General features: G+C 67.3%; 11 protein-coding genes. 6 read left to right on the top strand and 5 right to left on the bottom strand.

The window, feature by feature from the left end; all coding sequences use genetic code 11:
* Positions 1-28: 28 nt before the first annotated feature.
* A complete protein-coding gene (locus ABZV91_RS24165; RefSeq protein ID WP_355245815.1) occupies positions 29-823 on the bottom strand; it encodes an SDR family oxidoreductase in 795 nt (264 codons plus the stop codon).
* A 114-nt stretch (positions 824-937) separates the two neighbouring features.
* Here ABZV91_RS24165 and ABZV91_RS24160 point away from each other — a divergent pair, with 114 nt between their 5' ends.
* The 5 genes from ABZV91_RS24160 to ABZV91_RS24140 all read left to right on the top strand — a co-directional run bounded on the left by ABZV91_RS24160 (position 938) and on the right by ABZV91_RS24140 (position 6099).
* A complete protein-coding gene (locus ABZV91_RS24160) occupies positions 938-1921 on the top strand; it encodes an alpha/beta hydrolase (protein ID WP_355245812.1) in 984 nt (327 codons plus the stop codon).
* 1 nt (position 1922) lies between these two features.
* Complete coding sequence (locus ABZV91_RS24155) at positions 1923-2816, top strand: SDR family NAD(P)-dependent oxidoreductase (protein ID WP_355245809.1); 894 nt, start codon at positions 1923-1925, stop codon at positions 2814-2816.
* Position 2817: 1 nt separating this feature from the next.
* Positions 2818-3741 (top strand): ferritin-like domain-containing protein, encoded by a 924-nt coding sequence (locus ABZV91_RS24150; RefSeq protein WP_355245806.1) that lies wholly within the window; start codon positions 2818-2820, stop codon positions 3739-3741.
* Between the two features lie 11 nt (positions 3742-3752).
* Positions 3753-5261 (top strand): NAD(P)/FAD-dependent oxidoreductase, encoded by a 1509-nt coding sequence (locus ABZV91_RS24145; RefSeq protein WP_355245803.1) that lies wholly within the window; start codon positions 3753-3755, stop codon positions 5259-5261.
* Positions 5262-5328: 67 nt separating this feature from the next.
* Entirely contained in the window at positions 5329-6099 is a 771-nt protein-coding gene (locus ABZV91_RS24140; protein WP_355245800.1) for a MerR family transcriptional regulator, read from the top strand.
* Positions 6100-6120: 21 nt separating this feature from the next.
* Here the strand turns inward: ABZV91_RS24140 and ABZV91_RS24135 are convergent, their stop codons facing one another.
* The 3 genes from ABZV91_RS24135 to ABZV91_RS24125 form a co-directional block, all read right to left on the bottom strand.
* The gene (locus ABZV91_RS24135; RefSeq protein ID WP_355245797.1) at positions 6121-7812 is read right to left on the bottom strand and encodes a cytosine permease; all 1692 of its coding nucleotides are present in this window, start codon (positions 7810-7812) and stop codon (positions 6121-6123) included.
* 106 nt (positions 7813-7918) lie between these two features.
* The gene (locus ABZV91_RS24130) at positions 7919-9931 is read right to left on the bottom strand and encodes a hydantoinase B/oxoprolinase family protein (protein WP_355245794.1); all 2013 of its coding nucleotides are present in this window, start codon (positions 9929-9931) and stop codon (positions 7919-7921) included.
* 42 nt (positions 9932-9973) lie between these two features.
* Entirely contained in the window at positions 9974-12025 is a 2052-nt protein-coding gene (locus ABZV91_RS24125) for a hydantoinase/oxoprolinase family protein (protein WP_355245791.1), read from the bottom strand.
* Positions 12026-12359: 334 nt separating this feature from the next.
* On the opposite strand from ABZV91_RS24125, the gene ABZV91_RS24120 reads away from it, so the two are divergent.
* Positions 12360-13463, top strand: coding sequence for a transporter substrate-binding protein (locus ABZV91_RS24120; protein ID WP_355245788.1), 1104 nt, complete (start codon positions 12360-12362; stop codon positions 13461-13463).
* On the opposite strand, the gene ABZV91_RS24115 is transcribed toward ABZV91_RS24120, so the two are convergent.
* Complete coding sequence (locus tag ABZV91_RS24115) at positions 13443-14945, bottom strand: helix-turn-helix domain-containing protein (protein ID WP_355245785.1); 1503 nt, start codon at positions 14943-14945, stop codon at positions 13443-13445. The genes ABZV91_RS24120 and ABZV91_RS24115 overlap by 21 nt on opposite strands.
* Positions 14946-15045 lie beyond the last annotated feature (100 nt).

Genomic DNA, 15045 nt, shown 5'->3' with positions numbered 1-15045 from the left:
GCCGTGACACGGCGGTCGAGCGACCCGTTCAGGGCAGGATGGAATCGATGTAGCCGCCGTCCACGCGGACCGCGCCGCCCGTCGTGGCCGAGGCCTGATCCGAGGCGAGGTAAACCACCATATTGCCGATCTCGGCGGGTTCGATCAGACGCTGGAGCAGCGAATGCGGGCGGTGTTCCAGCATGAAGCGGTGCTGGGCCTCTTCCCAGGGAAGATCGGCGCCGACCAGGTCCCGAACGAAATCCTCGACGCCGGGTGTATGGGTCGGGCCCGCCATCACGGAGTTGACGGTGACGCCGGTGCCCGCCGCGGCTTTCGCGTATCCGCGGGTGACGGCGAGCAGTGCGGTTTTCGTGGTGCCGTAGTGCACCATCTCCAGCGGCGTCACCACCGCCGAATCGCTGGCGATATTCATGACGCGACCGAAGCCCTGCTGCATCATGCCGGGCAGATACATCCGGGTGAGCCGGATGGCGGACAGCACATTCACCTCGAAGTAGCGGCGCCAATCGTCGTCGTCGATCTCGAGCACCGGTTTCGCCTCGAAGATTCCGAGATTGTTGACGAGGATATCGAGCTCGGGGACCTTTTCCCGCAGGATTCCGGCACCCACCGCGGAGGACAGGTCGGCGGCGACGGCGCGGACCGAGGCCCCCGGGACCTCGTCCAGGATGCCGGTGCGGGCCGCTTCGGTCTTGTCCGGACCGCGCCCGTTCACGATCACCGACGCGCCCGCCCGCGCCAGCGCGGTGGCGATGGCCAGGCCGATGCCCTGACTGGAACCCGTGACCAGTGCGTGCCGTCCGGAGAGGTCGATGTTCATCCCCTCATCGTGCCGCACCGTCACAGATCGGCCGGAGGTGCCACGCGGGCCCCTTGCCCGACGCCCGCATATTCGCCATTGACAAATGGCACATTGCTGAATGATTCTGAACGCATGACTAGGTCGACGAGGACCTCGCGCTCGGATGTGCCGCGGACGCCCTCCCTGCGTTCGCGGCTGGCCGCCACCGCGGCGGAATACGGTCTGCGCCCGATCAACTGCGCGGTGCCGATGAACCCGCCGGGCGTACTGTTCGCCCGCACACTCATCGCGACGATCATGGAACTGGCCGGCCCGCCGCTGCGCGGAACCGTCGTACAGGAGGTCCGGGCCGGCGGTGTCCGCGGCGAATGGGTGCGCGCCCCCGGCGTCCGGTCCGGCGGCCGCGCCGTCTACTACGTGCACGGCAGCGGATACGTGCTCTGCTCGGCCCGCACCCATCGCGGTCTCGCCTCCCGGCTGTCGCGCGATACCGGTCTGCCCGTATTCGTCGTGGACTACCGGCTCGCCCCCGAACACCGCTTCCCGGCCGCCGCCGACGATATCGCCGCCGGTTTCGAATGGTTGCTCGGCCAGGGCTTCGCCGCGGGCGACCTGGTGATCGCAGCCGATTCCGCGGGCGGGCACCTCACTCTCGACCTGCTCCTGGAGAACGCCGCCCGGGGCGCGGCGCAGCCCGCCGCCGTCGCCCTGTTCTCCCCGCTGATCGATCTCACCTTCGCCTTGGCGTCCGATCAGGAGCGACGCCGGCGCGATCCGGTGATCTCCGCCCGGGCCGCCCGCCGGCTCCCGCGGGTCTACACCAGTGGGCATCCCGACGACACCCCGCGGCTGCGGCTCACCGTCGCGGCGGGCACCGCGCTCCCGCCGATGCTGGTCCAGGCCGGCGGCGCCGAGATGCTCAGCGCCGATGCCCGGCACCTGCACACGATGGTCCGGACCGCGGGTGGTGACTGCACCCTCGAGATCTGGCCGGGCCAAGTGCACGTGTTCCAGGCATTGCCGCGCCTGGCCCCCGAAGCCGACGCCGCACTGGGGCGAGCCGCCGATTTCCTGTGCGCGGCACTCGCGGCCGGCACCCCACGGAAAGTGAGCTGAGATGCCAGCCCTGCGCAACCTCCTACCGTTCGGCGGCTCGGGCCGCACCCATGGCGCCCGAGCGGTCGTCACCGGCGCCGGCAGCGGAATCGGCCGCGCCCTCGCGCGCGAACTGGCCGCCCGGGACGGACAGATCGTCTGCGCCGATATCGACGAGAGCCGCGCCGCGGAAACGGTGGCCCTCATCGAGCGCGAGCACCCCGGCGCCGCCCACGCTTTCCGCTGCGATGTCGCCCGCCGGGAGGACGTGGAGATTCTCGCCCGGTTCGCCGACTCGGTCTTCGACGGCCCGGTCTCGCTGGTCGTCAACAATGCCGGCGTCGGAATCGGGGGAAAACCGGTGGGCGAGATCGGATTCACCGACTGGGAATGGGCGCTCGGTATCAATCTGTGGGGCGTAGTGCACGGATGCGAGATCTTCGCACCGCGGCTGCGGGCCATCGGCCGCGGCGGCATCATCAATGTGGCCTCGGCCGCCGGTTTCGCCGCCGCGCCCGCGATGGCGGTCTACAACACATCCAAGGCCGGCGTGCTCGCCCTGTCGGAGACGATGGCCGCGGAGTTCAGCGGCACCGATATCGCGGTCACCGTGCTCTGCCCCACCTTCGTCCGCACCAATGTCGCCCGGGACGGGCGCATCACCAGTGGCTCGCGCGATCTCGCCGACACCCTCATGCGCTGGACCGGCTTCTCCCCCGAGCGCGTCGCCCGCATCACCCTCGACGCCCACGACCGCGGCCGGCTACACGTCCTCCCGCAGCCCGACGCCCAGCTGATCTGGCTGCTCAAGCGGGCGTTTCCCGGACCGTACACGACCGTGGCGGGTCTGCTCGAGCGGTGGTTGCCGCAGGACGCGCCCGCCACCCCGACCACCACCCAGAGAACAGGAGTCTGATATGGCGACCATGGACTTCCAGGACATGCTCGACAAGATCAAGGACCGCCAGTGGGCACTGGCCGATATCGATTGGGACGCGCCGGGCGCGGAAACGATCACCCCCGAACAGCACGCGCGCCTGAAGCCGTTCATGTCGGACCTGATGTGGATCGAGAACGTAGGGGCGCGCGGATTCGCCGCCATGGCCAAGAAGGCCCCCGACGAGACCTTGCGCGAGATCTACCGCTATTTCCACGCCGAGGAGCAGAAGCACGCCAATGCCGAACTCGCGCTCATGCGGCGCTGGGGCATGCTCGAGGGCGACGAGATCCCGCAGCCGAATATCAATGTCAAACTGGTGATCGATTTCCTGGACAAATACGCCGACGAGATGTCGCTGTCGTTCCTGGGCACCGTGATCCCGATGCTCGAGGTGGCGTTGGACGGCGCGCTCGTCAAATTCATCATGGACGAGATCGAGGACCCGGTATGCCAGGAGGCGTTCCGGCGGATCAATGCCGACGAATCCCGGCATCTGGCTGTCGATTTCGCGGTGATGGATGTGCTGGGCCACGCCGAGATGCGCAAACTGCTCATCGAACTGGTCGGCGGCTGGGTGAAACCGACCTTCCTGATCGGCGTGCTGAGTTATATGCCGCTGCTGAACAAGATGCGCGACAACATCGTCGCGATGGGAGTGGACGAGAAGAAGCTGTACTCGGCACTCGAGCGCTACCGGAAGGTGGGCGAGCGCAGTGAATTCGCGCGCCGGCTGCCGATGTACCAGATCGTGAAGATGCACGGCGACTGGGTCGTCGACCGGGGGCATCCATACCACCTGCTCGCGGACACCCTGGTGAAGGTCACCGGGGCCATTCCGCGGCGGCTGCTGCGCAAGGACCCGAGCTGGTCGAAGGAAATCACCTACACCCCCGCCGCGTGACGAGGACAACCATGACCACGACCAGCACAGCCCCGCTCGATGTCGCCGTGATCGGTGCGGGATTCGCCGGGATCGGCGCGGCCATCCGGCTCCGGGACCGCGGTATCACGAATTTCGCGGTGTTCGAACGCGGCGACGCGATCGGCGGGACCTGGCGTGACAACACCTATCCCGGCGCGGCCTGCGATATTCCCTCCCGGCTCTACTCCTACAGTTTCGCGCCCAACCCGGACTGGTCGCACACCTATTCCGGTAGCGGCGAGATTCTCGGTTACATCGACTCGATGGTGGCGAAATCCGGAATCGGACCGCATATCCGGTTGCGGCACAATGTCACCGGAATGGCATTCGACGAGGCCGCCGGGACCTGGGCCATCGCGATCGAGGGCGCCGGAGAAGTCCGCGCCCGCGCTGTGGTGCTGGCGTCCGGCCCGCTGACCGAACCCGGCTACCCCGATATCCCCGGTATCGACACCTTTACCGGCCATACGATCCACAGTGCCCGCTGGGACCACGACTACGATTTCGCCGGGAAACGGGTCGCGGTGATCGGCACCGGCGCCAGTGCGGTGCAGATCATCCCGGAGCTGGTGGAACGGGCCGGTTCGGTGAAGGTTTTCCAGCGCACCCCCGGCTGGGTGCTGCCCCGGGTGAACCGGCGCACCGGCGCCCTCGCCAAAGAGCTCTACCGGCATGTCCCCGGCGCGCAGACCCTCGCCCGGCAGGCCTGGTTCTACGGGCACGAATCGGTGGCACTCGGCGTCGTCTGGAACACCCCGCTGACCCGGGTGGTCGAGCTGGTCGGCCGGGCGCAACTGCGGCGACAGGTCGCCGATCCGTGGTTGCGGCGGCAGCTCACCCCGGATTTCCGGGCGGGCTGCAAACGACTGCTCATGACCGATGACTACTACCCGGCGCTGCAACGGGACAACTGCAAGCTGATCACCTGGCCGATCGCCCGGATCGCGCCGGACGGGATCCGCACCGCCGAGGGGATCGAGCATCGCGCCGACTGCATCGTGTTCGCCACCGGGTTCGACGTCTCCAAAACGGGGACACCGATCCCGATCACCGGCCGCGACGGCCGGGTGCTCGCCGATGAATGGCGGCGCGGCGCATTCGCGTACCGCAGTGTCGCGGTCTCGGGGTATCCGAACCTGTTCCTGACCTTCGGACCCAATTCCGGCCCGGGACACAACTCGGCCCTGGTGTACATGGAAGCGCAGATCGACTACCTGGTACAGGCGATCGGCCTGATCCTCGACCGTGATCTCCGGATGCTCGAGGTGCGCCCCGAGCGCCAAGAGCGTTACAACGCGACGATCCAGCGCAGGCTCGGTGCGACCACCTGGAACTCCGGCTGCCGCAGCTGGTACCTCACCGAGGACGGCTTCAACGCGACCATGTATCCGGGATTCGCCACCCAGTACCGCAACCAGTTGCGCGAGGTCGACCTCGCCGATTACACGGTGGTGGGGGCGGCGCCGCGGATCGCCCCGACCGTGGCATCGGTTTCCTGACCGGCGGTTAGACTCGGATACTCGGGCCGGGTTGCCCGGCGCAGGCGGGCGAGGGAGGTGCGGACTCATGAGCAGATACCGGATCGATGATCTCGCCCGTGCCGCGGGCACCACGTCCCGTAATGTCCGCGCCTATCAGGAACGTGGTCTGCTGCCACCACCGGCAGACCGTGACGGCCGGGCCAGTATCTACGACGATTCCCATCTGGAGCGGCTGCGGCTGATCGATGCGCTGCTACAACGTGGCTTCACCACCGCGCATATCGCCGATTTCATCACCAGCTGGGAGACCGGGAAAGACCTCACCGAGGTGCTGGGATTGCAGCACGCGGTCACCGCCAACTGGTCGGAGGAGGAGACCTTCGAGGTCCCCCGGGAACTGCTCGCCACCATTCTCGGCGCACAGACCGAGGAACTGGTGGAGCAGCTGAGCCGGATGGGACTGGTCCGGGTGGACGGCGAAACGGTGGTGATCACCGATACCCAGCTGCTCACCTCGTTCACCGAATTGCACGAGTACGGGGTGGAGCTGGGCACGCTGATCTCGGTGTACGCGGAGGTGGCGACCCGGATCGACGATATCAGCGGCCTGCTCATCAATGCGGCCAAGAAACATATCGTCGACGAGCACGGGCCGGGCTGGCTCCCGGACTCCAACGACGAGATCGCCGCGACCACCCGAATGCTCAATACGATGCGGGAGCTCGGCGTCGCCGCGGTGCACACCAGTCTCGCGCGGTCGCTGGATGCCACGCTGCGCCGCGAACTCGGCGACTATCTCGCCACCGCTGCCGAACGCGAGCGCGAACGCCGGGCGGGCCACGGCCACGGAGCGTGAACCACCCGGCAGCCGGCGCGCTCAGGGCACCGGCACCTGCTTCTCCGGCTCTTCGGGTTCCTGGAGTGCGACGCCGGCCCTCGCGGCCCCCGCACCCGGCGCAACTCGGTACGCGGCCGCCTCCGCCTGAGCGGCGGCGAGGAACCCTGGAGTATCCGACGCGCACGCCAGGCAGATCGCCTGATGCCCCGCAGCGGGGTCACGGTCCATCTCGTAGGCGATATAGGAGTCCCCGCAGCTGTGGCAGCGCACCCTGGTCTCCCACGGATCGTCCACTTCGTCACGCGGATCGAACGGACGCGCCAGCGTGAACCAGGCCGGCTTCGACAAACGCAGGGCCACACCGTAGAGCACCGCGGCGAGTACACAACTGACCGGCGGCGCCCAGACCGAGCCGGCACTCCCGCCGAAAGCCACCATCGCGATACCGGCCACCGAGGACACACCCCACGCCGTGACACCGGCCGGGTTCACCGCGGGCACCCGGCCCGGCCGGATCTCCGGACCCGTCCGCGACGCGTCTCGGGAGGTGAGCAGGATATGGGTGAGCGCGATGGCGACCCAGCTGACGATGATGACGCCCTGATAGGTGAGCGCCTGGAGAATCCAGCTGAGGACATTCGTCAGCATCATCACGTACACGATCACCGCGACGACGCCGAGCCAGAAAACCCGCGGCAGGGTGAGCCGGCAGGCGCGGGCGAAGAAGTTCTGGACGTTGGTCGAGGCGAGATAGAAATTGCCCGAATTGACCCGGGTCTGGCTGACGACCACCCACAGCAGGCCCCAGAACCCCATCATCGACACCACGCCGAGAATGGCCGATTCCTCGTTCAGCTCCCCCGCGATATCGATGGTGTGTGCCAGGAAGATACCGACCATGCCGTTCACCAGCAGGGTCATCAGGTAGAACGGCGTACCGAAGGTCACCCGGCCGTTGAACGCCGCATCGGCCGGACGCCCGAAGCGGGCGAAATCCCAGGCCATCATGGTCACCACCCAGACGCCCATGTAGACCGTGTAGGCGAACGACCAGCCCGGTACGCCGAGATCCGCGGCGCCCGCGGGTTCGTAGGTGAGCCAGTCGTTGCTGTAGCCGTAGCGGACCACCGCCCAGACCACCGAGCCGACCAGGCCGAGCAGGTACAGCGGCAGCAGGACACCGTTGATCTTGTCCAGCCAGGTGTTGACGCCGCGCATCGCCAGCGGTGCCTGATACACCACCACGATCAGGCAGCACACCGCCATCGGCAGCGCGGGTAGATAGGCGTGCAGGGCGCTGGCCACGATCGCGCCCTCGGCCACCACGTAATAGGTGATGGTCACGCCGAAAAGAGCTGCGGCGAAAGCCGATCCGGCCCGGCCGAACAGAGCGCGGGAGAACAACGACACACTGGTGCCGGTGCGGGCGGCGTACCGCGAGACGACGGAATTGATCGCGCCGTAGCTGAGTGCCGAGGCGGCGATCCCGATCAGGGTGTCGACGGTGCCCACGGCCAGGGTGACGGTGCTGCCCACCACCACCCAGAACATGGCGCTCATGAGCCCGAACCAGGCCATGGACACCGACCACGGCGAACTCCGCCAGGACAGCGGCACGATATGCAATGAATAGTCCTCGGCCGCAGCGCGTTCCAGGACTTTGGGATCGTCCGACGACGAGACGACGAGTTCGGGTACGGCGGTCGCGACCGCCTCCGGCGAGGGTGACATGGGTGAACTCCCATTCGTGAACAACTCGACATAACTGCCCCGGGTCGTGCCGGGTGCGAAAGAGGGTGGGCGGGGACCGCGCCGTCCCCGCCCACCTGTGCCGTGCCTAGACTGCCGCCGCCTCGGTGACGGTCAGCGTGCCCTTGACGTAGTCGACGGCGGGATCATCGGTCCAGTGCACGACGGTGCGCCGCTGGAGCATCCGGCGGAACTGGGCGGTGGTGTTCTCCAGCACCTCGCCGCTGCCCCAGTCCAGGATCACGCCGTACTGCCGGACGCAGTCCATCTCGTTGACCAGACCGGACCGGTACTCGCCGGCGACCTCCTGCGGATCCCGTTCCATCCAGGAATGCCGGTTGCGGCGGAGGTAATCGCGGGCTTTCCCGGTGGCGGCGGTGTCCACCTCGTATTCGAAGATCTCCGGGTCGATCTCCTTGATCACCACGCCGTAGTCCTTCTCGGCACGCTCGACGGTGACGTACCCGTCGATCACATCCTCGAGTACCGCCGAAACCTCCCGGCGCAACGGATCGCCGAGGCCGCCTCCCCCCGCCGACGGCCGGGTGAACTCGTCACCCGATTTGATCGGCACCGCGGCGAAGATGGAACCCAGATACTGTTCGGAATCGGTGCCCTTGTTGAGCCAGACCCCGTGCGGGATGGACGGCAACCCACCCCAGAGCCCCCAGGTCACCGAACGTTCGCGATCGCAGCAGTAGGACATCACGGTGTTGTTGCTGGCCCACAACCGGCCGCCCTTCTCCGCGCCGAGCCCGCCGCGGAACCTGCCGGGACCGCCCGAATCCGGAACCAGATCGTGGCAGGAGGTGAGGACGGGAGCGAGACGCTCCTGGCCCTCGAACGGCTGGGTACCGTACTGGACGCCGAATACCGCGGCCGAGGCGTTGTAGCCGTCGGCGCCGTTGCGGGCGCCCCAGCCGCCCATCATCCAGTCGTACCACATGAAATTCGTGTTACCGCTGTCCCGTTCATCGCGACCGCCGACCAGTAGATATTCGAGGTTGAAGGTGCAGGCCATGGCCCGTTCGGGCTGGATATCGGACCAGATCTCGAAAACCGAACTCATGATCTTCTCGAACGGGCCGGAACAGAAGCCGGCGCACGGTGACGGCCAGTCCGCGTTGACCACCGAACCGAGGGGCCCCAGCTCCGCGGTGACCACCCGGTAGAAGCCGGAATTCAATGGGATGTCCGGGAACTGCATCTTGGTGCCGGCCACGATCCCGGCGAAGGAGCCGCCGAATCCGGCGTTCATCATCGACGAGATCGAGGCATGGGATTCGCTGAGGTCGTAGTGGACCGTATCGCCGGAAATGGTCATCTTCATGGTCACCGGAATGAGCCCTTCGCCCAGCGCCGGGTCCTGATCGATGTAGTCCTCGGTGTACCAGACGCCATCCGGCAGGGCCGCGATCTTGGCCCGGGTCAATTCCTCCACATAGTCCTGGACCTCGGCCATGGCGGTTTTCACCGTCTGCACACCGTATTTGTCGCAGAGACGCTGGATCTCACGTTCGGCGACCCGGGTGGCCTCGGCCTGGGCCTGCATATCGCCGATGATGTCGCGCGGGTTGCGGGTGTTCTTGGCGATGAGATAGGCGACGTCCTCGAGGAATTCGTCCTTGCTCCACAAACGGGTGGGCGGAATGCGCAGCCCCTCGCCCATATGGTCCAGCGCTTTCACATTGAACGAACCGGGAGTCGCGCCGCCGACATCGGCCCAGTGGCCGTTGGCCTGGGCGTAGCCGAGCAGTTCACCGTCGTAGTAGATCGGCCGGATGATGCGGGTGTCGTTGAAATGGCTACCGCCTTCGTAGACGTCGTTGATGACGAAGACGTCGCCGGGATGGATATCGCCTTCGAACTGCCGGATCACCGCTTTCGCCGTGTAGTGCAGGGTGCCGACGTGGGCGGCGATATCGCCGGTGCCCTGCATGACGGTATTGCCCTCGGTATCGCAGAGGGCCGAGGAGAAGTCGCGCGAATAGATGACGAAGGAGTAACAGGTGCGCAGAATCTGCTCCGCCATCTGGTCGACGGTGCTGATGAAGGAGTTCTTCAGGACCTCGAAGGTCACCGGGTCCAGGGATGTGGGCATGGTTGGTACCTCGCAGACGAGTGGTTCGGGGAACAGTGGCCGTTACGCGGTGGGCTGGAGCAGCAGATTGCCCCATTCGTCGACGCGCGCAGTGGTATGCGGCGGGACTACGGTGGTCGAATCGAGCTGGTCCACGATGCACGGTCCGGCGATGACAGCACCCGCGGGCAGGTCCGCGCGGTCGTACACCGGGGTGTCGAGCCGGGCGGTTTCGTCGGGGAACAGCACCCGGCGCATTTCGGCCGGCGTCGGCGTGAACGTGGCGGGGTCGATCAGCTCGGCAGGTTCGACCGTGGGCTTCGGGGTGACCCCGATGGCCCGCACCGAGATCCGGTAGATCTCCACACCGGCGTTGTCGTCGGCGTAGTTGTGCTCCTTGAGATGCTGCGCGTGGAAGGTCGACACCACCTCGTCCAGGCTGGTCAGCGGCATGGATACCGGTACCGCGATGGCCCGCCACTGACCCATGTAGCGAGTGTCGACGTAGTACTCGAAGACCATGTCCTGCTCCGCGACATGTTCGGCCACCAGCCGCTCTCGTCCATCGGCCTGGAGCTTGCGGAAGGATTCGGCCAGATGCCCGAGATCGACTTCGGTGGCGTCGGCCAGGTACATGGTGGTGAGGTCGTGCTGGACATCGACGAGCATGCAGCCCATCGCGGAGGTGACACCGGGATGCGGCGGAATGATCACCGTCGGGATCCCGAGGTCCTTGGCCAGGTACGCGGCATGCAGCGGGCCCGCACCGCCGAATCCGACGAGCGCGAAATCGCGCGGATCGTGACCCTTGCGGATGGAGATGAGCCGGATGGCGTCGGCCATATTGGCGTTGGCGACCTTGATGATGGACTGGGCGGCGGTCTCGACATCCAGACCGAGTGGCGCCGCCACCTTCTCGATCGCCGCGCGCGCCTGCCCCTCGTCCAGCTCGCGGACACCGCCGGCCAGCTTCTTGCCCACGGTTCCCAGGACCAGGTTGGCATCGGTATTGGTCGCCGCCTCGCCGGACATCCCGTAGCAGGCCGGACCCGGTTCCGAACCCGCCGACTGCGGGCCGTTGCGCAGCGATCCGGCGTCGTCGAGCCAGGCGATGGAGCCGCCACCGGCGCCGATGGTGAGCACTTCGATACTCGGGAAGCAGATGGGGTGGCCGAATTCCACGCTCCACCGGTTGGTGGTGCCCAGCACGCCGTTGTCGGTGAGCGAAACATCGGTGGAGGTCCCACCCATATCGAAACCGATCGAGTTCTCGTAGCCGCACATCCGGGCGATATGGCGGCTGGCGATGGCGCCGGCCGCGATACCGGAGGCGGCCAGCCGGGCCCCGTACTTCTCGGCCAGCGCCGGGGTCATGACGCCGCCGCCGGAATGCAGCAGCAGGACATCGTTGTCGTATCCGTTCTCGCTGAGCCGGCCCTCGAGGCTGCGCGCGTAGGGGCCGATGATCGGGACCAGCGCGGCATTGGCGACGGTCGTGGAGAACCGCTCGTACTCGAAGATCTCCGGCAGCACATCACTCGAGGTGGTCACCGATACTCCCGGCAGTTCCTCCTGCAGGATCTCCGCCATCAACTCTTCGTGCTCGGGGTTGGTGAACGAGTTCACGAAGCACACGGCCACCGCCTCCACCGCGCGGCGCTTCAGGATCCGTGCCACATCCCGGGCCTGATCCTCGTCGAGTGCCTGGAGCACTTTCCCGTCGTAGCCGATCCGTTCGCGCACGGTGAGCCGGTGCCGCCGGGCGACGATCGGCGGTGCCACCTCCTCGTACGGGTCCCAGGATTCGCGATCACCCCGGCGGATCTCGAGCACATCGCGGAATCCTTCGGTGGTCACCAGCGCCACCCGGGGGAATTTGCGGGTGATCAGCGCATTCGTCGCGATGGTGGTGCCGTGCGAGAAGAACTCGACATCCTCCCAGCTCACGCCCGCCTGCCGCATCCCGGCCAGGACGCCCTCGATCGGGTCTGCCTGGGTGGGGTATTTGGCGGTGACGATCGTCCCGTCGCCGCGCTGGATGAACACATCGGTGAACGTGCCACCGATATCGACGGCGGTGCGGACCTTCTCCGCCCGGCTGCCGGTTTCGCTCATATCGCCCTCCTCGGACTGTGTCTCGGATCGGGTATTACGAAACGCCGCGCCGGGAGTCGCGACAATTGGCCCGATCGCCGAGCCACGAGGACCGCGACTTGGAGATCGATACGAACCCGATCCCACCCCGACCACCGCTACCTGCGGAAACAGCTTCTTCCGCCAGGTAACGCGCAGGTGTCCGATACCTCGGGGAGACGCACGGTCACCGCATCGAAACACGGTTGCCCGGACCCGCGAACAGCCGGCCCGGCTCGGCGGGTGGTGCCCGGTGCCAGGCCGTAGAGTGAATTCGTCGCAGCACGGCGGCGGACCGCACGGAGAGGAGCGTGGAGTGAAGATCGGCCTGCTCTATTCGCTCAGCGGCGCACAGGCGGAGATGGAGCAATCGATTCTCGACGGCGCCCTGCTGGCGGTGCACGAGATCAATGCCGCGGGCGGGGTCGGCGGCGCGGAATTGCAGACGGCGATCTTCGACGATCGCTCGCAGGTCTCACTGACCGCGCACGGTATCGATCACCTGTGCCGCACCGAATCCGTCGACGCCGTGGTGGGCGGGTACACCTCGGCCAGCCGCGTCGTGATGATCCCGGCGATCCACGCCAATCGCACCCTGCTGATGTACCCCACCTACTTCGAGGGCGAGGAAACCGATCGGCGCGTGTTCTATTGCGGGGCCGCGCCCAACCAGTATCTGGCCGACTATCTGGACTGGATCGCCACGAATCTGGGCCGACGGGTGTACATCGTCGGTTCCGATTACATCTATCCGCGCGTACTCGCGGAGGCGATCCGCCGTTTCGGGGACCGCTGGGATATCAGCGTCGCCGGTGCCTGGCACGCCCCGCTGGGCGAAACCGATTTCACCGCGGTACTGGCCGATATCGCCCGCACCCGCCCGTCGGTGGTGATCTGCAATCTGGTCGGGGTCGATTCGACCACGCAGTTCTATACCCAGTTCCACGACGCCGGATTCGAGCCGGCCACACTGCCCATCGCGGCCACCGTCACCACCGCCATCGACCTCGCCCATATGCCGCCCGAAGTGAGCGACGGCCATTTCATGGTCGCGACGTATTTCTCTGCGCTCGAATCGGCGGCCAATTCCGCGTATCGGCGGGCGCTGGAGGAGATTCGTGGCCGACGTCATACGCATTCGGCGCAGGTCGGCGCCTACAACGCCGTCCACGCGCTGGGCCTGGCAGCCGAACTGGCCGGGTCCACGGCCACCGCCGCGATCGCCGACGCGCTGCTCGGAGTGCGATTCGACGGTAACCCGGAGGGTTTGCCGTTCTACTTCCGTAGTGATCACTACAGCGCCCACCCCGCCTATGTGGGCCGCGCCGCGGGTGGCACCTACGAGGTCGTCGAGGAATTCGCGCCGCGGCTGCCGGATCCGTGGTGGTCCGAGAGCCGGTCACTCATCGTGCCGCGGTAGTTCGCGCAGGCACAGGGCCAGATAGAAATCGACCCGGTCCGCGGTCGACTGGACCCCACGGCCGGTGAGTCGTTCGATACGGGTCAGCCGGTACCGGAGGGTGTTGATGTGGATACCCAGTTCGGCTGCCGTAGCGGCGAAATGACCGTCCAGCGCCAGGAAGGTCCGCAGGGTGTCGAGATAGCGCGAACCCTTGTCGCGGTCGTAGTCGACGACCGGTTGCAGCAGCGCGCGGTCCAGGATCACCGACAGCTGGGGTTCGGCGGCGAGCAGGGTGGCCGCCAGCGGCGACGGCAACGGGATCCGGTCGGGTGCGGGCCGGGTCGCGCGGGCCTGCCGGTCGGCGAGCTGGCGGGCGTTGATCAACCCGCGCACCAGATCGTTGCTGTCGCGCATCACGAACGAACTCGTGCCGATCGGTGGTGCCGTCCCGTGGCGGAATTCGAAGAGCGCGTCGAGCACCTGCACCGCCTGCTCGAACGGGGCCGGTTCGCCGGGTTCGGCGAATTCCTGTTCACCCAGTGTGATCAGCGCGTAGGCGCTGTCCCCGTGCACCCCGGCCACACAGGATGATCCGCCGAGAGACCCGAGGTCCTGCAACGCGGCGACCATCCGTGCTCCGGCACCGGCGTCGGCCGCCGTCGCGATCGCCCGGACCCGCGTTCCGGGTTCCAGCCCCAGGGATCGGGCCCACGGATCCAGCGCACCGGACGCGGCCTTGGCTTCGACCAGTTCCCGGATCAGGGCGTTCTCGAATTCCTGTCGCGCCGCGCGCTTCACTTCCATCGCCCGGGCCAGCGCGTCGATGTGCCGTAGCAGCCCGGTCAGCCGCCGGGGTGCGACGGCGAGACGGTCCGGGTTCGCCAGGACGAGCGCGTGACCGGATTCGGGTAGCGGGATGTGTAGGGCCGCCGCGGAGTTCGGGATCCGGTCCGGTGCCACGGGTTTGCGGGACAGCAGTTTTACCAGCAGCTCGATATCGGTGCTGTGCGACCCTCCGATCGCCGACCCGCGCGTCACGAGCCATGCCCTGAGGGTGGTGCCGCCGATGAAGCGGTCGAGCACGGCGCGGACGGCAACCGGGCCCGCCGCGTGCACATCACCGGCCGGAGTTCCGTAGGTCTCCGCCGCGAGCGCCGCACCCAGTTGCTCGAACGAGACGGCTTTCGGTATCAGATAGACGGGCAGCGATTGCCGCACACATTCCGCGACGAATTCCGGCGGCAGCGCGCGATCGTCGTTGTCCACGACCACCGCGATACCGCCGGCCGATCGCAGTTCGGCCGCCAGCCCCTGGGGCGCGGCGAGCGCGGACCACCGCTTCGAGGGGATGTAGACCACACTGCCCGGCTCGAGATCGGCCGGGGCGTCCGGATCGAACTCGTGCAGCGCGGCGACCCGGCCGAGCCGGGCGCTCGCGGCGGGACCCGGGGTGAGCGATCGCAGGCCGGCGCGGAGCGCGAAGGCACCGACTGTCGCCATACCACTCCCTCCGAGCCGCGCGGCGATCCGGTGGACCGCCGCCGGCGGAGGGCCGGCCGATGGAGTCGGCGCCCTCCGCCCAGGTCGTACCTCCGGTTCG

This window comes from Nocardia sp. NPDC004568 (assembly GCF_040609955.1).
GTDB lineage: Bacteria > Actinomycetota > Actinomycetes > Mycobacteriales > Mycobacteriaceae > Nocardia.
The sequence above is the reverse complement of the archived record's forward strand: the minus strand, read 5'-3'. Positions and strand labels throughout refer to the sequence as shown.